This window comes from Mesotoga sp. Brook.08.105.5.1, assembly GCF_002752635.1.
GTDB lineage: Bacteria > Thermotogota > Thermotogae > Petrotogales > Kosmotogaceae > Mesotoga.
The window spans coordinates 93,868-120,829 of sequence record NZ_AYTW01000001.1 but is presented as its reverse complement, the minus strand read 5'-3'; the positions used below and the strand labels follow the sequence as shown (position 1 = coordinate 120,829).

The window sequence follows — 26,962 nt, the reverse complement described above, 5'->3', positions numbered from 1 at the left end:
ACCACCGTGAACGTGTCGTAAGAACTACTAGTGTCATCTAAACCGGGGGGTGGAACTATCCCGGGATAAGTCTGGAGGAAACCTGCTTACTGTCCAGATGATGACCGGCATATAGGTGGCGTGACCCTGGTACAGGCTTCGATTAGGAACTTGGGAACCTGGATCTGGATGTTAAGGGAAAAGCCACAAGTGGAAGACCCACGAGGGTGAAAGTACCGATGCCAGATTCAGGGGCGGAACAGTCCGTAGTAGTGATGAAGCTCCTGTAATGGGAGTGGAGCGAAGGGACTGTGTTATCCAGTTTTGTAGGTTAGTCAACCAACTCTGTGCAGACAACCGAAAGGGAGGAACTGTGAACAGAGACAAGGAAGGAGCAAACAGACAAGATGAGGTCGTATGAAATCCCCTTTGTACACTGGACGAAGATCCGCTGTAAGCTTAAGAACAAAGACCCGCTGAACGCTGTGAAGAGCCGTCCTTAGTCCTTCGTCCCAGATCATGGACCCGTCCTTGGCGTTGGGAAGAGCCTGAGGTCAGAGGCAAGAGGTCGGAAGAGCAGATCTGGAATCCCCAGTCTTTTCCTACTTCACGTCATCTGGCATGATTCTGGCCAAGATCTCGATCCATCGCGAGAGAGGACATAAGATCAAGATAATCAAGAGCCTGACACAGCATATCTTGTTAAGGGAGGAAGAGCATCATATGATTTCTCACCAACTCTCTGACTTATGGAAATAATGAGCTCGAGAGGGGATTAAAGAACCCTTCAAGGCTTTTGGAGATCTCAGATCGTTACTTGGCCTCTTTGCTTTCCCCTTCTCTCTATTCTTTGGATAAATGGTTGAATTAAGAAGAACAGACCCTCGCTCTGGAAAAACAGGTTTTTTCCCTCAGCGACCAGAGAACCATTCAACGGCCAACCGATCTCGCCTTGCTCTTCCGATTCCCAACCTCGTCTCTCGTTTTCCCTGCAACTGCTCTTCACAGCGCCCAGCATGTTCTCTCAAGCGTTCAACGCCTCCTTCGCCCGAGAAGTCGGAACTGACCTGTGTTAGCAGACTGGCTCCTGAAGTTCCGCTGTACGCTTAAAAACAAGAACCCGCTGATCGCTGCTGAAGAATCGTTGAACCAATAAAAGCTTCCCCACGAAGCACGCATTGCGACCTGAACCGTTCTTGCCCAGCCCTGCGTCTGATGTTTTATTCCAGCATCACTTCTACTCTTGTTGATTTCGGAGGACGGTGGACCGATGACGGTCAACATTGTGCTCAGCAGCGTTCAGCGAAAAGCGGCTCTTTCCCCGCGAAGCGGGGCTTGGGTCCACTGATGCTCTTCAGTGCATTACGTCCCACCGAAGGTGGCATCACTTCCGCTGATGCTTTTCGGCGCATAACTTCCCCGGACGTTTTTCCGGGCATCACTTCCTGAGCAGCATCACTTCCTCGCGCTGCGAGCTTCACTTCCTGCCGGAGGCAGCATTGCGACCTGGGTTGTTCTTCCCAGCCTTGCGTCTTATTCCACTCTTTCCAACCCAAACCCGCTATCCACGACAACGGCTTTCCGCAGTTTCGATTTCATTTACTAAATGATAAAATGAGGGCATTCTTGGTTTTCTTCAGGATTAGTATGCATTCTTATTGAGGAGAGCTTCGATAAATGTAGCCGCAGATTTCCGCCAGAAGAGAAGTGTCATAGCAAAAGAAATCCGAACTTGCTTGTACTGTTGGTTCTTTATTGAAGAGGATCTTGAGTGATTTCTATAAATGGGCAGATCGTTGAAGCATCGGGCGTCTGTGAGTGAACCGAGTGTGGAACGATATCATATGGAAGGACGATGTGATGATGGATCAGTTAATAGGAAAGTTTTCAATGCTTGGTGTAGATAACGCTCCTGGACAGGAGACTCTTCAAGATGGCGAGGGGCTTCGACTGATAGGAGAGAAGATTACCGGAAGACCGGTTGATTTTTCTCATGGGGATGTCAATGCGTTTGAACCGATCCCGGGGTCATTAGATGCATTTGTAGAAGGCGTTCACTTGGGCGGTGAGCAAGCGTATACTGAGTACAAAGGAAGAGGCAACATACGAGAATGGTTGTCTGAAAAGCTTTCTGCTTTCACCAACACTACAATTTCTCCAGATACGCAACTCATTATTACACCGGGAACCCAGGGGGCGCTTTTTCTGGCAATGGGATCGTCAATTGGCCGTGGAGATAAGGTTGCAATAGTTGAGCCCGACTATTTCGCCAACAGAAAACTGGTGCAATTCTTCGATGGAGAAGTCATTCCAGTTGCATTGGATTTTCTGGAATCTGGTAGACGAGCCGGTTTGAATTTAGCCGAGCTTGAAGATGCTTTCAAAACTGGTGTTAGGGTCTTCTTGTTCTCCAATCCTAATAACCCGACCGGTGTCATTTATTCGTATGATGAGATTCGATCTATCGCTTTCCTTGCAAAGAAATATGATGTATCAGTTATCGCAGATCAACTGTATGCAAGACAGATATTCGATGGCAGAGTGTATACACATCTGTGTGCCCAAGACACGAAACCCGTCAGTCTAATCACAATCATCGGTCCATCCAAAACAGAGTCTTTAAGCGGCTATCGTTTGGGAGTTGCTTTTGGCTCCAAAAACATCATTGCACGAATGGAAAAACTACAGGCAATAGTCTCTCTGCGGGCCGGAGGATATTCTCAAGCGGTACTTACATCGTGGTTCAACGAACCAGAGGGATGGATGGAAGATCGAATAAGTGCACATCAAAGGATTCGAGATGATCTGGTGGCACTGCTTCACGGCGTGGAAGGTGTCAAAGTCAGAAAAACAGAAGCCGGTAGTTATCTTTTTGTGAGAATTCCCGAGTTGAGAGTCACCATGAGAGAGTTTGTGAAAATCCTAAGATTTCAAGCCGATGTTACGGTGACAATCGGAACGGAATTTGGCCCTCAGTTTACCAATAGTTTTCGGATCAATTTCTCTCAAGATCATCACTTTGCAGTGGAGGCAATTAAACGAACGGTACAGCTCATTGAAAGATACCGGAGAGAATAATGAGCGGTATTTGTTTAGCCAAGCTTCTCCCGGTTGCTCAGTAATGGTTATCGTTTGACGTCAAATCTGGATAAAGACAAGAAACAACCAGAGAATAGACTGATCTGGATTTGAAAATCGATCCCAATACGGCCAAGTTCAGTACATCTATGAGCTAGATTAGATATAGGCCGCTGTAAGCGACCCGGATGCGATCTCGATGACCCAGATAGTTGACCCATCGATGACACTTGAAAGTGTAGGCGACGAGACTGGGTAAGGTATTGAAAGGTTGCTTTCCCGATAGCTATAGACAGATACACTGCAAACAATCGAGTTCCGGGATTCATTCTTTGTGTGAAGCGTGGGAAGCGCACGATTCTGTCGAAGGAAAGAGATTGCAGTTATAGTTCCTGGAGTATAATCTGTTGTTTATTTGTACGGGGGGATTGAGATGAAAAACTCAGTTCTTGCCGTAATTGCTCTTCTATCGGCATCGCTTTTCGCTCAAGACGTTCCTGAATTGTATTCCGCTCCGGTTAAGAAAGTGCAGGTCGGCGATAAAAGAATGGCATACAAGGTCTTTGGAAAAGGTTCTCCTCTGTTGATGATCGCAGGATATGGTTCGCCCCTCGAGAGCTGGGATTCGTATGTTGTTTCTGCACTCTCAAAAGAGTTCACCGTTATAGTATTCGATAACAGAGGGATCGGAAGATCGACAACTTCTAATGCAACTCCTTCAATAGAGCCGTTTGCAAAAGATGCAGCCGATCTTGTCAGAACCATCGGTTCTGAAAAGGTCAGTGTGATGGGTTGGTCTATGGGAGGGTATATCGCGCAGGAGTTCGCTCTAAAATATCCCGAGTTGACAGGTAAACTCATCCTTCTCTCGACAAGCTGCGGAGGATCCGAGTCGATACCTCCTTCGGATGAGGAGATCTCTATGCTCCAGAACATGGGCGATCCTGAGGTGCTTTTGAAGGTTCTCTTCCTCACCGACTGGACCCTGGCTCATCTGGAGGTCGCTGCGAGATTTACGGGCTCCTCCAGTCAGGAAGAGAGTGGAGAGCAAAGATGAATTTCTGATCAGTACACTGCCGCTGGCAGCTGGAGCGGAACCTTCGAGAGACTGAAGTCGATCGAGTCAGAAACGATCATAATAACGGGAACGGACGATATTATTGTTCCCGCAAAGAACTCTCTGATCCTCGCAGAAGCGATAGAAAACTCATGTCTCGTGAGACTTAGTAACGGAGGGCACGGAGCTATCTATCAGTTTCCGGAAAAGATCGCCGGTCAGTTGATTGCTTTTCTGAAGTAGTACGACCGTTCGCTGATTCCCATAGTTCGATTAAACAGTGGCCGGCTTGCTCTCTTCCATCAGAAGGCTGCATGGATGAATGCAGTTCAACTTCTCAGAAGACGGTTACAACTGCCAGGCTTATCAGAGAGCTTCTCCTGTTGAAGGTTTATGTGTGTTGCCTTGTCCTTCAGCCCCTGAGGCCAAAGATTAACGGATAATATGTGCCACTTAATTGTCTCTTTTCAGTGAGAACTCTCAGTATTCTGTCTATGAGAAGCACCTGCAGCCTTATCTTGATATCTAGGACCTCGGATCGTCCAGCTGGATCCAGGTATTTCCGTGAACAGAGCTGCGTGAATAGCCCCTTCTTTTCACAAAAGTTTCTAAGCCGTATTGTTTTTCATCTTTTGTTGTCGGATAATTCGATCATTACTCCGTGCTTTGTTCGGACGCATGAGGTTGAGCTTTGAAGAGAAGTGGAGATGGAATGGCCATACTTGCGTACGTTCTAGTGAGTTTCTTCTGGGGATCTACTTATCTGGCGATAAAGATCGGCGTTGAAGGCATGCCGCCTATGTTCTTTGCCGGAGTGAGATTTCTCATTGCGGGCTCTATTATGCTGGTCTTCTCTGTCGTCCGAGGATACTCCTTTCCTTCGAGCAAGTCGGAGCTTTCTAGACTTTGGCTGGTTGGTCTTTTCATGCTTCTTGGTGGAAATGGACTCGTCGTCTATGCCGAACAGTGGGTTGATTCAGGCGTTGCTTCTCTCATAATGGCTACCATCCCGATCTTTGCCGGGGTATTGGAGCACTTTTTCATAAGAACGACACGGTTGACTTTGAAGGCGCTTTCGGGACTTCTGCTGGGTTTTTTCGGTGTCTACTTTCTTCTGGTTCCGGCCGAACACGGTATTTCTATCGACATCCCAGGAATACTTATGCTTCTCTCTGCCAGCTTCCTCTGGTCTACTGGAACGGTACTGTCAAAAACCTTCAAGGGGAACAGTTCGATAGTATCAAATATCGGGATTCAGATGTTTGCAGGTGGTGTGGGGCTTATGTTTGTCTCGGGCATAACTGGTGAATTTTCAAGAGTTAGGTTCTCGATGAACTCGCTTCTGGCAATTGCTTATCTCGTTGTTTTCGGGTCCCTGATTGCCTACAGCAGTTATATATATCTTCTTCAGAAGTGGCCGGCCACGAAGGCGGGTACTTATGCTTATATAAATCCACTGGTTGCCGTCTCACTAGGAGCCATCTTCCTTGATGAAAAGATCAACTTCCTCATGATCCTGGCAATGGGTGCGATTCTTCTCGGGGTACTCATAGTTCAGAAGTCAAAGATAAAAGTTGTCGGGTAGCACGGTTCCCTGCACAAAAAAGGCATGTCTTGAGAGACATGCCTTAAATCAGTCTCAAGAACTAGAGAGGATAGTGACACCTCACATGATGATCGGGTCCTATCTCCTTGAGAGCGGGGGCCTCTTTAGCGCAGCGTTCGTCTGCGAAGGGGCATCTGTTGTGGAACCTACAGCCGGAAGGGGGATTGATCGAACTGGGTATCTCCCCTTTCAACAAACGCTTTTCCCTTACGAACTTCGGATCCGGGACAGGGTTGGAAGCCATTAACAGATCAGTGTATGGGTGAGAGGGATGTTTGAAGATCGTATTCTTGTCTCCCATCTCAACTACTTCTCCGACATACATAACGGCCACTCTATCGGCGATGTAATCCACAAGGGATAGATTGTGTGTTATGAACATATACGTCAGGTTTTCTTGAACCTTTATTTCCTTCATCATCTTCAGAACCATTGCCTGAACTGAGACATCCAGTGCCGATGTAGGTTCGTCAAGAACGATGAACTTCGGTTTGAGAACCATGGCTCTCGCAAATGCAATCCTCTGTCTTTGCCCACCAGAGAATTCATGTGCGTATCTGTACATGTGATCGTCTATCAACCCTACTTCTTTAAGAACGGCCGCAATCCTGTCTCGTATTTCGACGTCGGTGATCTTGAAATGAATCTTCATCCCTTCCCCAATTATGTTCTTTATAAGCTTTCTGGGATGAAGAGAATTGTATGGGTCCTGGAAAACGATCTGCATATTTCTTCTAACTTCGAGCAGGTCCCTGCCTTTGAGTCCAAGTATGTCCTTTCCTTCGAATTCTATTTCACCTGAAGTCGGTTCTATTAGTCTGAGAATGGTTCTTGCAAGAGTCGTCTTTCCCGAGCCAGACTCTCCGACCACGGCAAAGGTTGAGCCCGTTGGAATGTCCATATTCACGTCGTCTACTGCTCTAACAAAGAGCTTCTTCGAGAAGATCGACTTCTTCACCGGAAAGTAAGTCTTAAGTCCTCTTATTTTGATTAAGGTCTCAGGCATCTTCTCTCACCTCGCTCTTTCCTTCGAAGAGATAGCAGGCAACGTAATGATCGGGCTCGATCTCCACAAATGGTGGTCTTTCCACTTTGCAGATATCCATCGAGTGCGGACATCTCGGGTGGAATCGGCAACCGGAAGGAGGGTTCACCAGATCGGGAACAGTTCCCTTTATTGCCTTGAGTTCATCTGTTCTTCCTACTCTCGGTACCGCCTGAAGCAGACCACCCGTGTAAGGATGTAACGGCTTTTCGAACAGTCTGGCAGTAGATGCATATTCGACCGAGTTTCCGGCGTACATTACAAGTACTTTGTCACAGAATTCCGCAACGACTCCCATATCGTGTGTAATCAACATGACGGCGTTCCCCATCTTTCTAGCCAGTTCGTCGAGCAACTCAAGAATCTGAGCTTGAATGGTAACATCCAGAGCAGATGTTGGTTCATCGGCTATTAACAGTTTTGGATGACTTGCAAGTCCCATGCCAATCATTACTCTCTGAGACATTCCACCGCTGAGTTCGTGTGGATAGCTGTTCATAACTCTTTCGGGATCAAGCCCGACAAGGCGTAGTATCTCTTTGACCTCGGGGTAGGTGTGCTTGATCTTGAGTTTCTTGGATTTCGCTATTGACTCACCGATCTGATAGCCTACCTTCATTACCGGGTTCAGCGATGAACGTGGTTCCTGGAATATCATAGACATTTCGGCGCCTCTTACCCGATTCATCTTCTCTTCGGTGAGTTCGACGAGATTCGTGCCATTGAAAATCACTTTTCCTTCCTGAATCTCACCGGGCTGTTCTATCAATCGCATTACTGCCAGAGATGTAACTGACTTCCCGCAACCGGTCTCCCCGACGACTCCCAGTCTCTCACCGGAATCCATCCAGAGGTCGACACCATTGAGTGCCTGGACGACTCCCCTGTATGTGTAGAAAGATACCTTCAGGTTGGATACGTCCAGTAGTTTTCCTTTCAGCTCCATAAGATTACCTCCTCAACCTTGGATCGAGCATGTCTCTTATTCCGTCACCGAGGAGGTTGAATCCCAGGACGACAAACGCGATGAATATTCCAGGGAAGGTGGATATCCACCACTGGTCTATCAGGTAATTCCTGCCGTCGGAAACCATGGCTCCCCATTCAGGCGTCGGGGGCTGAACTCCTAATCCGAGAAAGCCGAGACTTGCTGCGGTGAGGATTATCGTTCCCATCCTTAGGGTCAGCTGAACTAGAACGGGAGAGATGCACATCGGTAGAACGTGAAGGAACATTATCCTGAGATTGCCACCACCTGCCGCACGTATAGCTTCAATGTATGGCTGTGATTTGACTTTTGTTGCTTCTGCCCTTGATAGCCTCGCATAAGTTGTCCAAGTGACAACAGATATGGCAATTATCGTGTTTGTCAGATTTGGCCCCAACATAGCCGCAAAGGCCATGGCGAGCACCAGACTTGGAAAGGCTAGGAACATGTCGGTTATCCTCATGAGAACTTCGTCAACAATCCCTCCAAAGTAGCCTGCCGTGACACCCACTATGATACCGATCGATCCGCTGATCACCGAAACCAGGAATATGATCCACAGAGCGATTCTCGATCCGATAATTACCCTGCTGAAGATGTCCCTACCGAACTGATCTGTTCCGAAGAGATGCTGCCAGCTGGGAGCCTGGAGCTTGTTCTGTAGATTTTGCTGGACCGGATCGAATGGCGCGATCAGAGGCGCGAAGGCGGCCATGAGCAGGAATATCAGGATTATCGCCGATCCGATCATCGTGAGGCGGCTCTTTCTCCAGAGAAAGACTGTATGCTTTAAATCATCCATGAATGGTTTAGATACTTTTACTGTCTTTTCCATCTAGATCACATCCTCATCCTTGGATCGAGAAGAGCGTAGAGAATATCTACAATGAGATTCGCAATCGAGTAAATAAGTGCTATATACAAAGTACCACCCATTATTGCAGGATAGTCAAGGAAGAGCATTCCGGTGGTAATGTATCTTCCGAGACCTGGCCAAGAAAAGACCGTTTCTGTAAGAACGGCTCCCTCCAACAAGCCTCCAAAGACGAGCCCGATTATCGTAACGGTTGGTATCAGAGAATTCCTCAGCGCGTGGCGATAAATTACGACGTTCTTTCTCAAACCCTTTGATTTTGCAGTTCTTATGTAGTCCTGTCGCAGTACGTCGAGCATACTGGCTCTCGTAATCCTTGCGATGGATGCCGTAGCGTTATAGCCTAGAACAAAAGCAGGAAGAAGAATGTGCATCAAGGCTTCCTTGAAAGTGTCCCACTGACCGGCGATAATCGAGTCTATCAGGTACATTCCCGTAACTCTCGGAGGTGGGTTGGTAAAAAAGCCCAGCCTTCCGCTTCCGGGAAGCCATCCCAGCTTGAAGTAGAAGACAAGCAGAAGAAGAAGTCCTATCCAGAATACCGGCATAGAGACACCCAGTATCGAAAAGACTCTCGAAAACTGGTCTATAGCTTTGTTACGGTGAACGGCCGACAATATTCCAAGAGTAATACCTAAAAAGATAGAGATGATTATCGCAACTAAGGCAAGCTCCATCGTGGCAGGGAAGTAGTTCATTATATCTTTCATGACGGGATTCGAGGTCTTCAAAGAAACGCCGAAATCACCTCTAACCGCGCCGGTAATGAAGTTGACAAATCTAATTGCAAGTGGTTGGTCATATCCAAGCTTCGCCTTCAATCTATCAACGGCCTCAGGCGGTGCGTTTCCCCCGAGAATAGCCCCAACCGGGTCGGCGGGTATTACATTTGCTATAAAGAAGACAATACAGGCGACACCGAAAAGCACTATGACCATCAAGAATAGTCTTCTGAGTAAGAATTGTCCGAAGTTCATAGAATTACCCCCGCATCAATATCTGATTTTTCAGAAAGAATACGCCCCGTTCAAGAGAACGGGGCGGGGGACACATTACTTAGAAACCTTTGTGAAGTCGAACAGCATTCCGTAGCCGAAAGCCGCTTCTTCAAAGTTCTTGACTTCTTTGCGAATTCCCCAGAACTCTACAGTCTGGTATAGCATCGCAAAAGGCCCATTATGGAACCAGTATTCTGTAAGATCCTTGTAAATTTGTTCACGCTTGTCTGGATTGGGTTCTATCTGACCCCATTCACAAAGTGTCGCTGCATAATCGTCGAACCATGCATTTCTCCACGCTAGCTGTTTTGCCCTGTAGTTTGCATGAGCCATTGCAAGGTTGTCCGGATCGGGATAGTCATTGCCCCAGCCGGCAATGATCATCTGATGACCCTGTGCACGATACTTGGCGTACATCTGAGAAGACTGCATTATTACTATATTGGCCTTTATTCCTGAAAGCGCCAGGTCTGCCTGGATCTTCTCGGCCTCTGCCTTTCTCGTGTCAGTATTGCTGGTCAGAAGCTCAACTTCGAATCCATCAGGGTATCCTGCTTCGGCGAGAAGAGCCTTAGCTTTTTCGATATCCTGGTAGAATGGGTTTTCTTCCACATAGCCGAAGTAGCCCTTGTTTATGAACCCCTGTACTAGGAGAGCGTTATTGAGCATAATGTCTTCGACGATCTCTTCGTAATTGATCGAGAACCTTACGGCTTCTCTTACCTTAGGGTTCGCAAGGGGTCCCCAGGTAGCATTCATCGCGAGATACTCGTTTGAATGTCCCGGAACCTTGACTTCAACTATGTCGGGATTTCTCTTGGCCTCTTCAAGCAGCTGTGGCGTAAGATCCCAGGCAACATCGATGTCTCCTCTTTCAAGAAGAAGTCTCTGGTTAGATGCTTCGGGGATGTCTCTAATCATGATTCTCTTCAGAGGGGGCTGTTCGCCGTAGTAATTCGGATTGGCTTCAAGAAGGATAACGTTGTTTCTCTCCCACTGAACGAGAACGTATGGGCCTGCACCAGCGGAGTGATCTGTAAGCCATGCGCCACCAAGGTCTCCATCTACTTCGTGTTCAAGGACTACGTCTTTGTTGACGATACCTGTGAACATGTTGGATAGAATCCCAAGTGTGATGTTTTCTGCATAAGGAGCGTTCAAGGTTATGGACACAGTGTAATCGTCGATCTGCTTTATCTTCTCGTCCACGTTGTCCTTGTTTATGCCGAAGATATCGACCAAGAACCACGCAGAAACAGACTCGAGAACAACTGGTCTCTTCAGAGAGAAGAGAACATCCTCGGCTGTTAGGGCATCACCGTTGGAGAATTTGACTCCCTTCCTGATATTAAAGGTGTAGGTAAGTCCGTCATCGGAAATCTCCCAGCTCTCGGCAATGTCTGGGACTGGAACGATGACGCCGTCAATTGCCTCTAGCTTGACTAATTGAGCATAGATGGCAGCGACGATTTTGTTCGGAAAGACCTCATAGGCAACGGCAGGATCCATGGTAATAAAAATACCGGTGTTTGCGCCTATTACAAGAGTGTCTTTTGGAGTTGCAGCAAATCCCATGGCTGCAACAAGAAGTACCATTAGTGAAATCAATATGAAGCTTCGCTTCATTCTTGCACCTCCTTTTCCCACGTACAGGGTGATGACAAAATTAGAACAAAATAGGATACTGTCTATCTTTCTCCTGTCTGAATCCGACAGGATCGACATTCTTAAGCAATAAATGAGAATCCAAATCGTGATACGTGAATGCGCCGGTTCCAGCAGCGAAATGGACGCTTTGAGAGACTCCTACACCAGACTCGCTCATGCAGCCGATCATAAGACCTATACCCGCGCTGTTACACATCTCTACAATCGCAAGAGCGTCTGAGAGTCCCGACTTCATGAGTTTGATATTCACGTAATCAACTGCGCCTTCCTTTATGAGTCTCATAACGTCATACTTCGTCTTTGCGCTTTCATCTGCGCCAACAGGATACATGGAGCCCTGCCTGATTATTTTCAGCCCTTCGAAATCTTCGGCAGGCACCGGTTGTTCGAATATCCCCACGGGCACATCGTTTCTGTACATTGCATCTATGAATCTCAAAGCTTCTTTGGGTGTATAGCCTGTGTTTGCATCTATCACATACCTGACACCCTTGATCACATCGTTGACTGCCAGTACCCTGGCAATGTCGCTCTTAACATCTTCGCCGACCTTCATCTTGATAACTTTATGCCCCGCTTCGAAGATCTCCTTAGCGTCATGGACCGTCTCTTCCAGACTGCCTATGCTGACCGTCTTGTCGGTCTCGACGTAATCCTTCATTCCGCCAAGAATCTGATAGACAGGTGTAGAGATCAATCTGGAAAAGGCGTGAAGAGTGGCAAACTGAATGGCAGCTTTCAAACTTGGCGCCGTTCTAGAATATGAATCGAGCTTTGCGAAAATCCTTCTGTAGTCTCGAACATCGAGATCCTTTATCATCTCGAGAATTTCTTTCTGGAGCTGAAAAATGGCGGCTCCGCTCTCTCCATTAACTCTGAAAGACGAAGAAGATTCGCCCAGACCGATCGTTCCGTCCGACAGAACTAATTCAACTTCAATATTTACTTTGGAGCTGGAGACATTGTTTGCAATGTGAAAAGGTTTTACGAAGTCCCATTTCTTTTCGGTGAAACGCAGGTCCTTGATCCTCATCCTTTCCTCCCCAAATATGAAAGTACTATCCACTACCAAAAAGTATAGAAAACATCTATACAATAATACCTTAAATCACTACTTCATCAAAATGGATTGATAGACTCGGCTTTCTAATAATTAGTTATATCATACTTCGGGTAACGTCTGCAAAACATCAAATCAAGGCTTTTGTGATTTACTCAATAATGCTGCACCATACGCTTCCATCTATGTCATGATATTTGACGGCTAACCTAGCGCGGTTAGTTCAGAAGAACAAGAAAGAGCGTTCTCGTGGCAAAACAATCGCATAGACAAGACGCATTGCCGCCTTCGGCAGGAGGCATAATAAACCCGCTTTTCGCTGAACGCTGCTGAGCACAACGTTGACCGTCAACAGTCCACCGTCCTCCGAAATCAACAAGAGTAGAAGTGATGCTGGAATAAAACATCAGACGCAGGACTGGGCAAGAACGGTTCAGGTCGCAATGCGCGCTTCGTGGGGAAGCTTTTATTGGTTCAACGTTGTCTTCGTCAGCGATCAGCGGGTTCAAGTTCTTAAGCGCGCAGCGGATCTTCGGGGCAGGGCTGCTCACTACATCCCTTCGCGACATCCTGCTTCAGGCCAGGATATCGTGCTTTTCGGAGCCTTGCGTCTTATTCCACTCCAACCCCCAACCGGTGTTACCCGTAACCTCGGTCATCTATATCCTTCTTACTATTTTAAACTTGCTTTTGTCTGCTCTGTACAATGAGATAACATACTCGATGCAGATATCACTCTTTGTGTACGTGAATCTCTTTCTCATTATTGCGCAGTCATCCAGTTCCTGACGAAGAAAACGGGCTTCTTCTTTCTTTAGCCTTGTGAGTTCCATTTCTTCTTCTGCATAAGAGATATTGATTCCGTACTCCTTTCTTAGGATTCCGTACAGAGACTCCTTTTCCATGTCTCTCTGTGTAATATTGAGCAAACGGATATCCGCTCCCACATTTAGATATGCTTCTTCAATTGCGTAGGGTTCTCCTTCGAGAAATCTAACTCTTTTCAGGAGCACGACCATTGCGTCTGCTGGGATATCGAAGAGCTCTACTGCATCTGCTGGGACTCTGACTAGTCTGTTCTCCAAAACTACAGACCGGGTCTCACTGCCGCGCTTTCTAGCCTCATCCGTGAATCCTGTGAGTATGGCAAGCTGCTCTTCGCGCTTAGATCCTGTGACGAAGGTCCCCTTCCCCTTAAGCCTTTCGATGAACCCCTCTCTTCTTAGCTCATCCATTGCTCTCCTGACAGTAAGTCTGCTTATGCTGTACTGTTGGCAAAGCTCCTTTTCCGTGGGAAGCTTATCGCCCTTCTGATACTTTCCGGAATTGAGGGATTCCTTCAAGTCAACGTACAACTTGTAGTATAGTGGAATCGGCGTTTCACCCATGATGGCCCCCTTCAATCACGATAATTCAGTTCACCGGGATAGAGGAGACAATCCTCAGCGAACTCTATGAACTCCATCCCTGACTGTTTCCATTGGCTGTAGTCAAGCTTTCCGGTTCTAATCTTCTGTGCGCTATTCGCAATGCCGATAAGATCATCTGAGCGGTCCATTATCTCAAATTGTTCATATTTTAGCAAATAATCCATCATCTTCAAAGTTATCACAAAGAAGTTGTCGTCATTTCTCGGAAAGAACTCTACCCCGCTGCAGCTGGCATTTGCGTACTTCCGGTAGAAGGGCATGAATTCACGGCTTCGTAATCTGAGATCGGGAAACTCTCTCTTCAGAAATGCTGCGAAATCCGATCCATTGATCCACGGAGCGCCTATCAAGATAAAGGGCTTGAATGTGCCGCGGCCTTCAGAGACGTTTGTGGTTTCAAAGAAGCAGGTTCCCGCGTAACCTAGAAGAGATTCGTAGGTCGGCACATTTGGTGAAGGCACATTCCACAAAAGAGACGTGGCATCGTAAGTTTCGCCGTTCCAACCTTCAAGCTTCACGACTTGCAGGTCGAGATCGAGTTTCATGAGCTTCTTGAAATATTGGGCAAGCTCTCCTGCCGTAAGTCCGTACTGGAGGGGCAGTCTATAGCCACCAACAAAGGTCTGCAACTCGTCATCTATTCTGCTTCCGAAGACCCCTCTGCCCAGCGGGTTCGGCCTGTCAAAAATTACGTACTGAATTCCGGCTTCCGCCGCTGATTCCATTGTATAGGCGAGAGTATAGATGAATGTGTAGAATCTCAGGCCAACATCCTGAATGTCGTATACGACTACATCAAGCCCTTCGAGATCTTCCTGCAAAGGTTTGCGCTTATCCCCGTATAGACTTACCACAGGAATGCCGTATTTTGGATGGAGATCGTCGTTTACATGCGCCCCGTCGGCTACTCCTCCAAGTCCGTGTTCAGGGGTGAAGATCTTTTTCACATTGAGTTTGCTTTCGAACATGAGGTCAATTCCCCACTTCAGATCTGAGTCAACGAATGAGTAGTTCGTGACGAGACCGATCGCCTTGTTTCTTAGATCTTTGAAACCTCTTTTCCGCAAGACATCTATTCCCAGCGAAACCATACTATAACCCCCTCCAGGTAATGTATACTTATCAATCACAATCATGCCATATTGTCATATCATTTTCCCACTCGTGGAGAGTCTTTGACAAGTATCGGTTGGAATTGACAACGGAAAAGAAAAGAGCCGACATCGGTCGGCTCTTAGCGGTTGGTCGATCGGTGGTAAGGGTTTTTAGGATTCATTTCTGTCCGTAGTGATTCTTTACGAAGTCCTGCATCTTAAGACACTCCTCGTGAGAAATTACCTGAGGAGTTCCTATGATTGTTGCCATGATAATCGTTTTTGCCGACTTCTCAAGTACCTCGGCCACCTTGAAAGCATCGCTCAGGTTGCTACCAACGCAGACTGCTCCGTGGTTCGCGAGAAGCACTGCATTACTGTTTCCGAGAGCCTCCACAACGTTAATGGCCAATTCCTCAGTCCCGGGAAGCGCATACTTTGCACACTTGACGCCTTCTCCGATTATCTGTACGAGTTCCTCCGAAACTGCGGGCACATCTTTTCTTGCTATGGCGAATGCCGTTGAGTACTGAGGATGAGTGTGAATCACCGCCCCAACATCTGACCGGTGTTTGTAGATCATCCTGTGCAGCGCATGCTCTATACTTGGCTTTCGCTTGCTGTCAATAGTATTGCCTTCCATATCTGCCATCACAATATCATCGATCTTCAAGCAGCCATAGCTCATCCCGCTCGGAGTTATTAGGAAGGTTTCATCATTCACTTTAACGCTTATGTTTCCCCATGTTCCAACAGTCATACCCCGATCTTCCATTTTCTTACAGGCATCCAGCACCAGTCCTGCAAATTCATCTTTATTCATCCGCATACGCCTCCAATTCTGCCATCATTGAACGTGTTCTATCGTAGATTCTCTTGTATATACCAAATAAGTTGTCGTATTTTTCTGCTCTAGCGGGATCGGGATCGACCCTCTCGACACGCCTTATGAGATGGGCCGCCTCCAGGGGGTCGCGTATCTCCTTTGTTGCAAGAAGGGCGAGTATTAGGTTTCCTATAGAGCCTGTGTCCTGGGTCTCGAGCGTCATGACTTTCTTTCCATAGACATCGGATTGGATCCTTCTCCAAACAGGGCTCTTGCTTCCTCCGCCCATGACATTCACGCTGTCGAAACTCACACCCAGCTCTTCAACGACCTTCATGCAATCCTTTATTGAAAAGGAGACCCCTTCCATGATTGCCCGAACCATGTGGGCTTTGGAATGCTTGATTGTAAGTCCGAAGAAAACACCGCGAGCCTTTGAGTCCCAGAGAGGCGTTCTCTCTCCCATAAGATAGGGGAGGAAGACCAGCCCCTCGGATCCGAGAGAAACCTTTTCGGCCATCGAAGAGTATTCGTCGAAGACTTCGTTGCTTCTTTCTTTGTCGAATGTGTTTCTGAACCACGTTAAGCTGGAAGCGGCGGTTTGAGTTATTCCAAGAATGTCCCAGTAGCCTTCCAGGGGATAGCTCCAGCACATAACTCTCTTTTTTGGGTCGATAACGGGTGTAGATGTACATGCCGCCACAACTCCGGCAGTGCCAACTATGCAGGATACCTCGCCTTCGCCGAGAAGGCCGGAGCCTAATTCGGCCACAGAGTGGTCTGAGCCTCCGTTGACAACTGGAGTTCCTTCCAGCAGACCAGTTTCCTTCCCTGCCCTTTCGGTTATGTGGCCCATTATTCTTGCCGAAGGCATTACATCGGAAAGAAGATGGCCGTCCAAGCCTATCAGGTCAAGGGCTTCGGGGCTCCATTTGTTGGTTCTTATGTCGAAAACTGCTGTCCCGGACGCGTCGGATGGATCAGTGATTTTGTTGCCGGTCAGCAGGTACTTTATGTAATCCTTGGCGATCATTATCGACTTCGTTTTCGCGAAGACTTGTGGTCTGTGTTTTTTCACCCAGCAAATCTGCGGTGCTGCATATGTAGTCGTTGGAAAGTTCCATGTGAGTTCGAAGAGCCTATCTGCCCTTCCATCTTTGTTCCATTGCTCTATTATTTCGCTGCTTCTCTGATCGAGCCAGGTAATCGAAGGGCCTATAGGATTATCTTCAGAGTCGAGATAGACGTGAGTGTGCATCTGACCGCAGATCGAAATCGCATTTACAAGTTTGGGAAGGCAGGCGTCATGAGACTTGAGCTCCTTTATACAATCGATAATCCCCTTCCACCAGAGCGCAGGGTCCTGCTCGGCCTGTCCCGGTAGTTCAGAAATTATAGGATACTCGGCATAAGCAGATCGCTGAATCTCACCACTCATGGAGACAAGAGTGACTTTGACTCCCATTGTTCCCAGATCGATGGACAGAATCCCTTCCTTCATTACTGCCTCCTGATATTCCATCTGCACTTGTGGACAACACTTTTGCTGATTAACAGTGTGAGTAAAGTGTATCAACAAAGTGATTACTTCATATCGCCTACACTTATTAAGCTTACCAAAAAGATTCAAGCAATGTGAAATCGGATTAGAGACAAGTAACGGGAGACTCTTGCGATTACAACTGCTCTGGGTCAAAAACGTGCGTCAATCGCTATTCCACAAAGGGCTTTAGAAGGGACTTGAGTTACAGGAGTTCGGACTCTCTAATCATCATAAAACTCATTATTCTTCTCAAAGAGGAACCACGGCCGATATCATACAAGAATCGAGACTATCAAAGCTTAAATGTCATTCATCAGCCGTAAGTCTCAATAATCAGATTCCTTCGGGTATGGATTTGAAAGAATGAATTGATAAAATGAGTTTGATCACAAGTTATCAGGTTAGTGTTTTAAGTAGTTTTCTATGGTTTTTTGATGGGCCGGCCTACCGGTCACATAGAAGGAGGGATGCGAATGAACAAGAAATTTCTGATGCTCCTGCTCTGTGTCTTGTTTACAGTTGCTGTCTTAGCAGCCAACTATGAAATCGCCGTTGTTGTTAAGATCGGTGGAATTCCCTGGTTCAACAGAATGGAAGTCGGTGTCAAAGATGCCGCTTCAGAACTCGGGGTGAACGCTTACCAGATAGGGCCTTCAGATGCAGATCCTGCTCAGCAGGTGAAGATTGTTGAAGACCTTATTGCCAAGGGCGTCGATGCAATCTGTGTAGTACCTAATGATGCTAAGGCTCTTGAGCCTGTCTTCGAGAAGGCAAGAGCGAACGGCATCATTATCATCACTCACGAGTCGCCAGAGCAGAAGGGTGGCGACTGGGACGTTGAAACGATAGACAACGTCAAGTTCGGAGAGGCGAACTTCGAAAAGCTCGCGCAGCTGATGGGCGGAGAAGGAGAGTTTGCGGTATTTGTCGGCGGGCTTACAGTTCCGCTTCACAACTTCTGGGCAGATGTAGGCCTTGCATATGTTGCAGAGAAGTATCCGAACATGAAGTTGGTGACCGAGAGGATTCCGTGTGGCGAAAGTGTGGAGCTTTCCTATCAGAAGACACTCGAGCTTCTCAATGCTTACCCGAACTTGAAGGGCATAGTCGGGTTCGGCTCTCTAGGCCCGATCGGTGCCTCTCAGGCTCTCAACGCAAGGAACATGAAGGGAAAGGTTCAGATTGTAGGTACGGTAATTCCGAGTCACGCTGACCCTTACCTGAAGCAGGGTTTGATGCAGTGGGGTTACCTGTGGGATCCGAAGGATGCCGGATTTGCACAGGTTTATCTTGCGAAAACACTGCTGGACGCAAAGAATGCTCTTGCAGAGGCCGGAGTTCCGGAAGGTATTGTGCCGGTGGTCGTCGATGGCTTTGAGATACCCGGTCTTGGAAAGGCAACTCTCGAAGGAAACATAGTCAAATTTGACGCGCAAATCGATATAACTGCTGAAAACGCCCTTTCTTACGGGTTCTGATTTCGAGAGGGGGTCCGCCCCCCTCTCTTTCCGGTGATGTAATTATGGCTGAGAAGTTGTTGGAGATGAAGAATATCTCGAAGAGATTCGGAGGTGTACTTGCCCTCGATTCAGTCGATTTCGAAATGGAGAAGGGAGAGGTCCACTGCCTGGTTGGTGAGAACGGTTCGGGCAAAAGTACCCTGATAAAGATCATCTCGGGTATTCACTCGCCCGATCCCGGCGGCGAGATATATGTTGACGGCAGGAGAATAAGTCACCAGAAGTCTTCAAATAGCGTAAGGGAAGGTATTCAGGTAATATATCAGGATTTGTCGCTCTTCCCGAATTTGACTGTGGCCGAGAACATCGCCATCTCTTCCAGAGTGGAGACCGGAAGCCGTCTAATGAACTGGAAAGAGACCGAAAAAGAGGCCGTCAGAACCATGAAGAAGATCGGAGTTTCTCTTGATACTCGAAGGGAAGTCAGCCAGCTATCCATTGCAGAAAGACAAATAGTTGCTATCTGCAGGGCAATAAACGCGAATGCACGGCTGGTGATTATGGATGAGCCGACAGCTTCTCTCAGCAAGAATGAAGTTCAGTCTCTCATTAAAGTGATCAACGAGCTTCAGAACAGAGAGATAGCCACGCTTTTCGTCAGCCACAAACTTGATGAAATAATGGCTGTGGCCCAACGAGTTACGGTTCTTCGCGACGGAAAGAAAGTCGGAGTGTTTGACGCTTCGGAGCTTACAAGACAGAAACTCTCATATCTCATGACGGGAAAAGAGTTCGAATACTCGAAGCTTCCTCCATATTCTGGCGATGAAGTCGTTCTTGAAGTGAGAAAGCTTTCCAGAACCGACAACTACAAAGACATTGATCTAAAGGTTCACAAGGGAGAGATAGTCTGTATTACAGGGTTGATGGGTTCAGGCAGAACCGAGTTCGTTCTCTCTCTATTCGGAATGAATCCTCCCGACGACGGAGAGATCTTGTTAGAAGGGAAGAGAATCAACCCTCGAAGTGCCCTGGCCGCTATGAGAGCTGGGATTGCATATGTGCCCGAGGATCGATTGCAACATGGTCTCGTTATGGAACAGTCAGTAAGCAAGAACATTGTGCTTACGTTTCTGAAGAGAATACTGTCGAAAATCAGGCTCTTGAGCAAGGTCAAGGAGAGAACAGAAGTGAGGCGTTGGGTCGATGAACTTTCGATAAAGATTCCGTCTGTTGATTCTCCCGTGAATACTCTTTCCGGCGGCAACCAGCAGAGAGTTGTAATCGCCAAGTGGCTTGCAATAAACCCGAAGGTGTTGATCCTTGATTCGCCGACGGTGGGAATCGATGTTGCCGCAAAAGACAGCATATATAAGATAGTAAGAGAACTGGCGGCAGAAGGCATTTCTATTATCATGATCACCGATGAAGCTGAAGAAGCCATATACCATTCAAATACGACGTACATAATGAGTGCGGGCAGAATAGTCGGTAAGTATAATTCCAGCGAGCTTACGGAGAAAGAGCTGTATGAGAAGATCAACGGACAGTAATTCAGTATTGAGAAAGGCATTCGGCAAGAGCGAATTCTACCTCTTGCTTGTGATAGTCGTAGTGTCTCTGTTTTTCACTATTATGAAGCCAAGCTTCCTGACCTTCACCAATATTTACGGCATGGTGGAAAGCAATTCTTTCCTTGCAATTATGGCTGCGGGTGTGCTCGTTGTCCTAATCTCTGGAGGGATTGACATTTCTTTCACTGCCATCGCTACTGTTGCGCAGTATGTAATGGCTACTATCGTTATACATTGGGGCGGAAATATGTTCCTGGCCTTTGCTATAGGAGGGGTTGTAGGAATTGCTCTGGGTTTTATCAACGCTTTACTGATTTATTTCCTCAAAACTCCGCCAATAATAGTGACGATCGCAACCATGAACCTGTTCTACGGCCTTCTGATATTTATAAGCGGCGGTACCTGGATTTACGGCTTCCCAATGTGGTTCATGGAGAGGAATCTCGTCAGATTCGGAGACAACCCGGGAATTACTATACCGATTCTAGTTCTTGTTATTTCCTTCATTCTTACGTGGCTGATACTTAAGCACACGGCTCTGGGAAGAAACATATACGCCGTGGGCGGAAATCAAGAAGCCGCAAGACGTGTGGGCATAAGCGTTCTCAAGACGCAGCTTTTCGTCTATTGTTACATGGGCTTTCTAGCAGGCATAGCTTCTACGGTCCAGGCGAATATGATGCTCACTGTAGCTCCCAATGCTCTTATGGGAAGAGAGCTCGAAGTCCTGGCTGCGGTGGTGCTCGGAGGTGCGAGTTTGGCCGGAGGTACTGGGAGCATCCTCGGAACGATTCTGGGATTTGGTCTAATAGTAATTGTTCAGAACGGGTTGACGCTGTTGGGAATCTCTTCTTATTGGCACAAGGTCTTCGTTGGGGCCATAATTGTCATTAGCGTAGGAATAACAGCATACCAGAGGAAACTGCGCGAGAGAAAAGGGGCGATAATCAATGTCGAAGAGTGACACTAAGAGAGGAATACTGTCGAAGAACTCAGAGATTTTCTCCCTGGGAGTAATACTTGCGATTCTCGTCTTGCTGTTTTCACTCGCTCTCCCCGGCAAGTTCCTCAGACCAAGCAATCTTCAGTCTATGGCCTTCCAGCTTCCCGAACTGGGAGTGCTTGCCTTCGCGATGATGATAACTATGCTTACGGGTGGGATAAACCTCTCCATAATAAGCTCGGCGAATCTCTCGGGAATAATCATGGCAATGATTCTGACAAGAAATGTGACTCCCAACATGGGAGGGAGTGAATTGGGCTGGATAGTGTTTCTGGCGATTCTCGCAGGAATGTCCATTTCGCTGATAGTGGGTCTTGCGAACGGAGTGATAATAGCATATATAGGGATCTCTCCGATTCTTGCGACACTTGGTACGATGACGCTTCTAGAAGGAATAAGCCTCGTAATAACAAGGGGGTACGTGATTTCGGGCCTCCCCAGGAGTCTTCTGGTAATCGGCAACGGTACATTTCTGGGAGTCCCCGTTCCTATGTTCATTCTGATAGCGGTCGCGATAGCAGTGGCGATTTTGCTTAACAAGACTCGTCTGGGTCTATCCACTTACATGATTGGTTCGAACATCAAGGCGACCGGTTTCTCTGGGATAAATACGAACAAAGTGATTATTCTCGTATACATGATATCTGGTCTTCTTGCAGGTATCGCATCACTGATAATGATAGCCAGATTCAATTCCGCAAAAGCCGGTTATGGTTCTTCATATCTTCTAGTTACCGTGTTAGTTTCAGTTCTGGGTGGAATCAATCCAAATGGTGGATTTGGAAAGGTGTCCGGTGTTTTCCTTGGGTTGGTCTTGTTGCAAGTGATCTCAAGCGGCCTGAACCTTCTTGGGATAAGTCAGTTTCTCACGCTGGCGCTTTGGGGTGCACTCCTCCTTGGTGTAGAGGCTCTAAGATTAGCCAGGAGGAGAGTCAGATAAAACAGATATGCTGGAGTTGAGCAAATGGCTTTGAAGAAAGAAGACAGAAGACAAAACATTCTCAGCGTTCTTTCCGAAAGAGAATCGATCAATACTCAAGAACTTGCATCCCTAATGGATGTTTCTCTCGTCACGCTGAGAAGAGACTTGAGAGATCTGCAGAAATCCGGCCTCCTTATCAACGGATACGGAGTCGTAAGAGCGGTGAATCAAGAAACAGATCCCAACAGCTTCTTCTTGAGAAGACTCAGAGTAGAGAGAGAGTCAAAGGAGATAATAGCCTCAAAAGCTATAGAGTATGTTGAAGAAAACGATGTCCTCTTCATAGATGAAAGCACCACATGCTACGTTTTTGCTTTGAAGCTATCCAGGGCTTTCAATAAACTGCACATAATCACGAATGGAATCAACATCCTGCTTGCCCTATCGAAAATACAGGGGTTTTCAGTTGAATCGAGCGGCGGAAGCCTACAGTATGGATTTGATTCGCTCATCGGACCTAGAGCCGAAAGTCTCGTGAGCTCCATATATGCAAACAAGTTCTTCTTTTCGGCAGCCTCGTTCAGAAGCAAGATAGGTACCTTCGAACTCAGTCCGTTTTCTGCTAGTATAAAGAGAAAAATGCTTCTCAACTCGAGTGAGAGAATACTTCTAATAGACAGGAGCAAATTCGATGTTATTGCTCCCTTCAAGATGGCTGAAGTTGGCGAAATAAACAGAGTCATCACTGAAGAGAAAGATTTTATACCTTCACTTCATAGTTGAGAAATCTTCCTGGAAGTCGATAAGACGAATGGCAAGAGCCGGTTATCGCTGACACAAGATGTATTGCCGCCTTCGGCGGGGCGCAAGGTTGGCTGCCCCAGAAAGTGATGCTGGAATAAAACATCAGACGCAAGGCTAGCGAAGATCACGCTAGGTCGCAGTGCCCGCTTCGCGGGGAAAGAGACGCTTTTCGCTGAACGCTGCTGAGCACAACGTTGACCGTCAACGGTCCATCGTCCTCCGAATCGGAATGCCGGCGAAGATTGTTCAGGGACGCAATGCCCACTTCGTCTGGGAAGCTTTTGCTGGGTTCAACGTTGTTTTTAGCAGCGATCAGCTTTGAGGAGACATCCTTGGTCCATCGTCCCAGATCATGAACCCGTCCACCGAAAGGATCAATCGAGAAAGAGCATTGTCGAGAGCTTCACTGCGAGAGTGCAGGGTTCATAGCGTAACGAACCTTACGGTGACGGGTTCGTTGTCGAAGCACCATTTGCCGGCTCTTTCAACGAGCCTCCCCTGATTCTCAGGAATCTTGGAGGCTTCTTCAAGAGCTTTTTTCATGGCCTCGATAGCTCTCGTCTCGTTACCTTCAAAGCTAAGGCCGAGTTTGTTCGCTACCAGACCGTATCTGTAGGTACCGGGCTGACCTGGAGTTGCGATAGAGAGCATCGGTCCGCCGGCTCCTCCGAGGATCTCGTCAACGATATACTACCTGTTGATCAGATCATTGAGAGCATACCTGAACTCGTTGATAGCCATTACGTTGAAGAAGTCTTTTCCATTAACCTCTCCCACATAAGGAGCTTCGTTCGGGTATGGATTGACGAAAAGAGTATAAGTCAGCGACGGAACGGAGTAGATATCCATTTTTCTCGAGTTGCCTGATCCATTCCCATCAGGGTTGGGCCGGGAACTCCTTCCATGAAAATATCCGTTAGTCCTTCGGCGACTGCCCTCAGACCTAGTTCTTGAGACATCTTAACGTTGAAGTAGATGATATCAGATATTGGTCCCTTCTCAGTAGGAAAATACTGCCACCAAAAACTAGTGCAGTTACGAGAAGAAACAAGGTAAGTCTCTTACGCAATTTCTTTCGCCCCCTTTTTAATTTAGTTCTGTGACATTGCACAGAACGTCTAATTAGTACGTATAGTGTAGAATAATTTTTTTTGGTGCACTATTATCATCTCAATGGCAATTATTATAAAAACACATAGTAATACACAACAGTATTTTGCAATAATTAGAACATATATCAAAGTATTACAAAGTCCAACATAATAATTCTAAGAGTGCCAAGTTAAGGTATTCAATGATTAAGAAGTATGAGAAGTGATTATCCATAAAGTGCAGCTAATTTCAAAGTTATAAGGCCCTTTGACTGCTAATATGACAAACATAGGCACATAAATACGAAAAAGTACGGTAAGGAGATTAGATTCTCAAGTCTGAAGTGCGATTTGTTGGATATTTTATTTAATATGATAAATGATAAGGAGAGTGTAATCTTTCATAGGAGCTTATGCTTGCGAAGGAAGCTTTCAACTTCTTTTTCATATGTGATCGGATCGGTTGGGAGAGACGCTGCATGAGCAGCTCCGGGAACTACTAGAAGATGGTTTTTCGAATTGTTTTCTCTGTACATCTTTTCGCTCATATAGGTTGGAACGTAATGGTCTTCAGCTCCGTGCGCGAACATCACTGGAACTGACGACTCTCTTACGGATTTTATTGGGCTTACTTCTTTTAGATTCGCGCCAGTCAGGAGTTTTGCAAAGAATCGAGCCAGCCAAATGAATGGAATCGAGGGAAGGTGAAAGTCCTCACGCAACCTTACCGACAGCAATTCTTCGAGGTCAGAAAAACCGCAGTCGGCGACGCAGAAATCGATCTCGTTATCAAGAGAAAGGTATTGAAGAGCTATTGCAGCACCCATCGATTCTCCGTGTAGGCCGATTCGAGTATTCGCCCCAAGTCTTTCCAGAACCCATTTCTTTACAGCGGCAAGATCATGCTTCTCGTAGAAGCCTAGAGTCGTATTCGTACCTCCGCTTTTTCCGTGATTCCTGTGGTCATATACGATGATGTTGTAGCCCAGCTTGTGAAAAACCTTTGCATACTTTATGGAACCGAAAAGTGAATAAGTGATGCCGTGACAGATAATTACGGTTCTTTCGGAATTGTCGTTAGGAATCAGAAACCCGTGGAGTTTGTATCCATAAGGAGAATCAACCCAAATCTCTTCCTTTTCGACCTCTTCGAACCAATCTGGATCCATTCTGCCATTCTCGACTTCGATGCGGTAGGTCTCTTCGTAAGGGATCTGTCTGGGTTTTATGACCCTATTTGAGAGAACAAATCCCACAATGGCCAGAAATGCAACAGCAACTAAAATTATTACGGCAATTATCATTTTTTCCCTCCATATGGAATTACCTCTTTTCGAAGCCCCTGAATTCCAGCTCTTGAGAGGGCTGTTCGATTATTCTGGTGATCTTTCCTCCAGAAAGCCTTACGGGAAGAGATCCCTTTTTCACTTTTCTCAAGAACAATGCAAGTTCAGTCTCATTGCCTCTAGCGACAATTCTTACGGACCCATCTTCCAGGTTTTCTACATACCCGGTGATTCTGTGTTTTTCTGCAAGCCGCCTCACGAAGTTTCTCATTCCAACTCTCTGAACTCTCCCTTCGAGAGTAACTTCAACCGTTCTCACACTACGACTTGACCTCCCTATGGTTTAGAATATTCCTATCTCTTCATAGGAAGATTCTATCAGTTGATGGTACCTAAATCTTTCTCTTGAGAGATGCAGTTATTTCTTGGCGAATCAGGAGGTAAGATGATAACACTAGATTCCAAGTTCCGACAATATCCGCTCAAGTACGTTTTCCAGACTTTGCTCACGATCATTTCGGTCTTCGTGATTCTGCTCTTTATTGATGCGCTCTCTGAAGCAGTTGTTGTTGCTTCGTTTGGGGCATCGACATTCATTGTCTTTGCGATGCCAAATCTTAGGGCATCCAGCGCAAGGTACGTTCTGGGAGGCAACGCAATCGGTCTGCTGGTAGCTTTTGGAGTTCATGTTTTGGATCTGCTGACTAAACATACTAATATTCAGTGGTCTGATAACATCTCATTCGCCTTCATGGGATCTTTGGCGATAGGTCTAACTATGTTTGCCATGGTGATAACCGATTCAGAGCATCCACCGGCTGCCGGACTTGCATTGGGGTTGACTCTTGACGGTTTCAGTGTTAGAACTGCAACTATAACCATTCTTGGGATAATCATCGTCTTTTCAGTAAAAGAACTCTTGAAGAAACACTTGCTGGATCTTGTCTAGGAAGGAGGTAACTGAATGATAAGGCTGGAAAAGATGAAGCCCGATGAGTTCGAGATCTTTACCGAAGGATTGGTAAGAAACTATGCGATAGAGAATGTCAAATCGGGAAGATGGGAAGAGAAGGACGCGCTCGAGAAATCGAGAAGAGAAATCGATTCATTGCTTACCAACGGGCTTAACACAGAGAATCATGAACTCCTGAGCCTTATAGAAAGGGAGACAGGCAAGAAGATAGGTTATCTCTGGCTGCATGTTTTCTCCGCTACGGAAAATAAGGGATTCATCTATGATTTCGTGATCTACAAAGAATTCAGAGGAAAAGGTTACGGAAAGCTGAGCCTCGAAGCGCTTGAAGAATATGCCAGGGAGCTCGGAGTAGAACAGCTTTCGCTTCACGTCTTCGCACATAACACCGTGGCGGTTGCTCTTTACAAGAAGATGGGATATGAAGTAACCAGTATGAATATGGCCAAGGCGATCGGAGATAAATAAAAAGAAAAAGAGAGGATGATTCCTCTCTTTTCTGGCAGGCGAGGAGGGCCTCGAACCCCCGACCTACGATTTTGGAGACCGTCGCTCTGCCAATTGAGCTACTCGCCTACAAAGACGATTATAGCGGAATCGATA

General features: G+C 46.8%; 24 protein-coding genes and 1 tRNA gene. 10 read left to right on the top strand and 15 right to left on the bottom strand.

Annotation, left to right across the window (positions count from 1 at the left end; translation table 11 throughout):
- The first annotated feature begins 1,842 nt into the window (after nt 1-1,842).
- The 3 genes from V512_RS00530 to V512_RS00520 all read left to right on the top strand — a co-directional run bounded on the left by V512_RS00530 (nt 1,843) and on the right by V512_RS00520 (nt 5,699).
- A complete protein-coding gene (locus V512_RS00530) occupies nt 1,843-3,057 on the top strand; it encodes a pyridoxal phosphate-dependent aminotransferase (RefSeq protein ID WP_099828517.1) in 1,215 nt (404 codons plus the stop codon).
- A 433-nt stretch (nt 3,058-3,490) separates the two neighbouring features.
- The gene (locus V512_RS00525; RefSeq protein ID WP_099828513.1) at nt 3,491-4,114 is read left to right on the top strand and encodes an alpha/beta hydrolase; all 624 of its coding nucleotides are present in this window, start codon (nt 3,491-3,493) and stop codon (nt 4,112-4,114) included.
- A gap of 691 nt (nt 4,115-4,805) precedes the next feature.
- Nucleotides 4,806-5,699 carry an EamA family transporter gene (locus V512_RS00520; protein ID WP_099828512.1) on the top strand — a complete coding sequence of 298 codons (894 nt, stop codon included), beginning with the start codon at nt 4,806-4,808 and terminating at the stop codon, nt 5,697-5,699.
- A 61-nt stretch (nt 5,700-5,760) separates the two neighbouring features.
- Here the strand turns inward: V512_RS00520 and V512_RS00515 are convergent, their stop codons facing one another.
- From V512_RS00515 to xylB, 10 genes are all read right to left on the bottom strand, one after another.
- Entirely contained in the window at nt 5,761-6,726 is a 966-nt protein-coding gene (locus tag V512_RS00515) for an oligopeptide/dipeptide ABC transporter ATP-binding protein (protein ID WP_099828511.1), read from the bottom strand.
- Complete coding sequence (locus V512_RS00510; protein WP_099828510.1) at nt 6,719-7,711, bottom strand: ABC transporter ATP-binding protein; 993 nt, start codon at nt 7,709-7,711, stop codon at nt 6,719-6,721. Before V512_RS00510 ends, V512_RS00515 begins: the two co-directional genes overlap by 8 nt.
- 4 nt (nt 7,712-7,715) lie before the next feature.
- On the bottom strand, nt 7,716-8,588 hold the full coding sequence (gene nikC, locus V512_RS00505) for a nickel transporter permease (protein ID WP_099828509.1): 873 nt from the start codon (nt 8,586-8,588) through the stop codon (nt 7,716-7,718).
- Nucleotides 8,589-8,593: 5 nt separating this feature from the next.
- Complete coding sequence (locus V512_RS00500) at nt 8,594-9,604, bottom strand: ABC transporter permease (RefSeq protein WP_099828508.1); 1,011 nt, start codon at nt 9,602-9,604, stop codon at nt 8,594-8,596.
- Between the two features lie 75 nt (nt 9,605-9,679).
- The gene (locus V512_RS00495) at nt 9,680-11,251 is read right to left on the bottom strand and encodes an ABC transporter substrate-binding protein (protein ID WP_099828507.1); all 1,572 of its coding nucleotides are present in this window, start codon (nt 11,249-11,251) and stop codon (nt 9,680-9,682) included.
- A 40-nt stretch (nt 11,252-11,291) separates the two neighbouring features.
- Nucleotides 11,292-12,326, bottom strand: a complete 1,035-nt coding sequence (locus tag V512_RS00490; protein WP_099828506.1) for an L-Ala-D/L-Glu epimerase — start codon at nt 12,324-12,326, stop codon at nt 11,292-11,294.
- 686 nt (nt 12,327-13,012) lie between these two features.
- Entirely contained in the window at nt 13,013-13,741 is a 729-nt protein-coding gene (locus V512_RS00485) for a GntR family transcriptional regulator (protein ID WP_099828505.1), read from the bottom strand.
- 11 nt (nt 13,742-13,752) lie between these two features.
- A complete protein-coding gene (locus V512_RS00480; RefSeq protein WP_099828504.1) occupies nt 13,753-14,874 on the bottom strand; it encodes a DUF1343 domain-containing protein in 1,122 nt (373 codons plus the stop codon).
- Nucleotides 14,875-15,055: 181 nt separating this feature from the next.
- The gene (locus tag V512_RS00475) at nt 15,056-15,700 is read right to left on the bottom strand and encodes a class II aldolase/adducin family protein (protein WP_099828503.1); all 645 of its coding nucleotides are present in this window, start codon (nt 15,698-15,700) and stop codon (nt 15,056-15,058) included.
- A complete protein-coding gene (gene xylB / locus V512_RS00470; protein ID WP_165775310.1) occupies nt 15,693-17,204 on the bottom strand; it encodes a xylulokinase in 1,512 nt (503 codons plus the stop codon). The genes V512_RS00475 and xylB overlap by 8 nt, the downstream gene beginning before the upstream one ends.
- Before the next feature lie 509 nt (nt 17,205-17,713).
- Between xylB and V512_RS00465 the strand changes: the two genes are divergently transcribed.
- The 5 genes from V512_RS00465 to V512_RS00445 are packed head-to-tail and all read left to right on the top strand — an operon-like array spanning nt 17,714 to nt 22,988.
- Nucleotides 17,714-18,724, top strand: coding sequence for an autoinducer 2 ABC transporter substrate-binding protein (locus V512_RS00465; RefSeq protein ID WP_165775309.1), 1,011 nt, complete (start codon nt 17,714-17,716; stop codon nt 18,722-18,724).
- Nucleotides 18,725-18,768: 44 nt separating this feature from the next.
- Nucleotides 18,769-20,259, top strand: coding sequence for a sugar ABC transporter ATP-binding protein (locus V512_RS00460; RefSeq protein ID WP_099828500.1), 1,491 nt, complete (start codon nt 18,769-18,771; stop codon nt 20,257-20,259).
- Entirely contained in the window at nt 20,237-21,244 is a 1,008-nt protein-coding gene (locus tag V512_RS00455; protein ID WP_099828499.1) for an ABC transporter permease, read from the top strand. The genes V512_RS00460 and V512_RS00455 overlap by 23 nt, the downstream gene beginning before the upstream one ends.
- The gene (locus V512_RS00450; RefSeq protein ID WP_099828498.1) at nt 21,231-22,223 is read left to right on the top strand and encodes an ABC transporter permease; all 993 of its coding nucleotides are present in this window, start codon (nt 21,231-21,233) and stop codon (nt 22,221-22,223) included. The genes V512_RS00455 and V512_RS00450 overlap by 14 nt, the downstream gene beginning before the upstream one ends.
- A gap of 24 nt (nt 22,224-22,247) precedes the next feature.
- Nucleotides 22,248-22,988, top strand: a complete 741-nt coding sequence (locus V512_RS00445) for a DeoR/GlpR family DNA-binding transcription regulator (protein ID WP_099828497.1) — start codon at nt 22,248-22,250, stop codon at nt 22,986-22,988.
- A 444-nt stretch (nt 22,989-23,432) separates the two neighbouring features.
- Here the strand turns inward: V512_RS00445 and V512_RS14845 are convergent, their stop codons facing one another.
- The 4 genes from V512_RS14845 to V512_RS00430 all read right to left on the bottom strand — a co-directional run bounded on the left by V512_RS14845 (nt 23,433) and on the right by V512_RS00430 (nt 25,705).
- Nucleotides 23,433-23,660 (bottom strand): hypothetical protein, encoded by a 228-nt coding sequence (locus V512_RS14845; RefSeq protein WP_243392173.1) that lies wholly within the window; start codon nt 23,658-23,660, stop codon nt 23,433-23,435.
- Between the two features lie 39 nt (nt 23,661-23,699).
- Nucleotides 23,700-23,858: a hypothetical protein gene (locus tag V512_RS14840; protein WP_243392172.1), complete on the bottom strand. Its 159-nt coding sequence runs from the start codon at nt 23,856-23,858 to the stop codon at nt 23,700-23,702.
- Nucleotides 23,859-24,501: 643 nt separating this feature from the next.
- Nucleotides 24,502-25,404, bottom strand: a complete 903-nt coding sequence (locus tag V512_RS00435) for an alpha/beta hydrolase (protein ID WP_099828496.1) — start codon at nt 25,402-25,404, stop codon at nt 24,502-24,504.
- A gap of 19 nt (nt 25,405-25,423) precedes the next feature.
- Nucleotides 25,424-25,705 (bottom strand): acylphosphatase, encoded by a 282-nt coding sequence (locus V512_RS00430; RefSeq protein WP_099828495.1) that lies wholly within the window; start codon nt 25,703-25,705, stop codon nt 25,424-25,426.
- 126 nt (nt 25,706-25,831) lie between these two features.
- Here V512_RS00430 and V512_RS00425 point away from each other — a divergent pair, with 126 nt between their 5' ends.
- Both V512_RS00425 and V512_RS00420 read left to right on the top strand, forming a co-directional pair.
- Complete coding sequence (locus tag V512_RS00425; RefSeq protein WP_165775308.1) at nt 25,832-26,335, top strand: HPP family protein; 504 nt, start codon at nt 25,832-25,834, stop codon at nt 26,333-26,335.
- Between the two features lie 15 nt (nt 26,336-26,350).
- A complete protein-coding gene (locus tag V512_RS00420; protein ID WP_099828493.1) occupies nt 26,351-26,827 on the top strand; it encodes a GNAT family N-acetyltransferase in 477 nt (158 codons plus the stop codon).
- A gap of 32 nt (nt 26,828-26,859) precedes the next feature.
- Here V512_RS00420 and V512_RS00415 read toward each other — a convergent pair.
- Nucleotides 26,860-26,935 (bottom strand) — tRNA-Trp (locus V512_RS00415).
- Between the last annotated feature and the right edge of the window lie 27 nt (nt 26,936-26,962).

Bases quoted from the DNA above. Each gene is read 5' to 3' on its own strand.
- V512_RS14845 (WP_243392173.1), bottom strand. From the start codon at position 23,660: ATGCTCTCTATCGCAACTCCAGGTCAGCCCGGTACCTACAGATACGGT.
- V512_RS00510 (WP_099828510.1), bottom strand. From the start codon at position 7,711: ATGGAGCTGAAAGGAAAACTACTGGACGTATCCAACCTGAAGGTATCT.
- V512_RS00515 (WP_099828511.1), bottom strand. From the start codon at position 6,726: ATGCCTGAGACCTTAATCAAAATAAGAGGACTTAAGACTTACTTTCCG.
- nikC (WP_099828509.1), bottom strand. From the start codon at position 8,588: ATGGAAAAGACAGTAAAAGTATCTAAACCATTCATGGATGATTTAAAG.
- V512_RS00425 (WP_165775308.1), top strand. From the start codon at position 25,832: ATGATAACACTAGATTCCAAGTTCCGACAATATCCGCTCAAGTACGTT.
- V512_RS00490 (WP_099828506.1), bottom strand. From the start codon at position 12,326: ATGAGGATCAAGGACCTGCGTTTCACCGAAAAGAAATGGGACTTCGTA.
- V512_RS00500 (WP_099828508.1), bottom strand. From the start codon at position 9,604: ATGAACTTCGGACAATTCTTACTCAGAAGACTATTCTTGATGGTCATA.
- V512_RS00480 (WP_099828504.1), bottom strand. From the start codon at position 14,874: ATGGTTTCGCTGGGAATAGATGTCTTGCGGAAAAGAGGTTTCAAAGAT.
- V512_RS00445 (WP_099828497.1), top strand. From the start codon at position 22,248: ATGGCTTTGAAGAAAGAAGACAGAAGACAAAACATTCTCAGCGTTCTT.
- V512_RS00455 (WP_099828499.1), top strand. From the start codon at position 20,237: ATGAGAAGATCAACGGACAGTAATTCAGTATTGAGAAAGGCATTCGGC.
- V512_RS00465 (WP_165775309.1), top strand. From the start codon at position 17,714: ATGCGAATGAACAAGAAATTTCTGATGCTCCTGCTCTGTGTCTTGTTT.
- V512_RS00485 (WP_099828505.1), bottom strand. From the start codon at position 13,741: ATGGGTGAAACGCCGATTCCACTATACTACAAGTTGTACGTTGACTTG.
- V512_RS00475 (WP_099828503.1), bottom strand. From the start codon at position 15,700: ATGAATAAAGATGAATTTGCAGGACTGGTGCTGGATGCCTGTAAGAAA.
- V512_RS00460 (WP_099828500.1), top strand. From the start codon at position 18,769: ATGGCTGAGAAGTTGTTGGAGATGAAGAATATCTCGAAGAGATTCGGA.
- xylB (WP_165775310.1), bottom strand. From the start codon at position 17,204: ATGAAGGAAGGGATTCTGTCCATCGATCTGGGAACAATGGGAGTCAAA.
- V512_RS00435 (WP_099828496.1), bottom strand. From the start codon at position 25,404: ATGATAATTGCCGTAATAATTTTAGTTGCTGTTGCATTTCTGGCCATT.
- V512_RS14840 (WP_243392172.1), bottom strand. From the start codon at position 23,858: ATGGATATCTACTCCGTTCCGTCGCTGACTTATACTCTTTTCGTCAAT.
- V512_RS00450 (WP_099828498.1), top strand. From the start codon at position 21,231: ATGTCGAAGAGTGACACTAAGAGAGGAATACTGTCGAAGAACTCAGAG.
- V512_RS00495 (WP_099828507.1), bottom strand. From the start codon at position 11,251: ATGAAGCGAAGCTTCATATTGATTTCACTAATGGTACTTCTTGTTGCA.
- V512_RS00530 (WP_099828517.1), top strand. From the start codon at position 1,843: ATGGATCAGTTAATAGGAAAGTTTTCAATGCTTGGTGTAGATAACGCT.
- V512_RS00525 (WP_099828513.1), top strand. From the start codon at position 3,491: ATGAAAAACTCAGTTCTTGCCGTAATTGCTCTTCTATCGGCATCGCTT.
- V512_RS00420 (WP_099828493.1), top strand. From the start codon at position 26,351: ATGATAAGGCTGGAAAAGATGAAGCCCGATGAGTTCGAGATCTTTACC.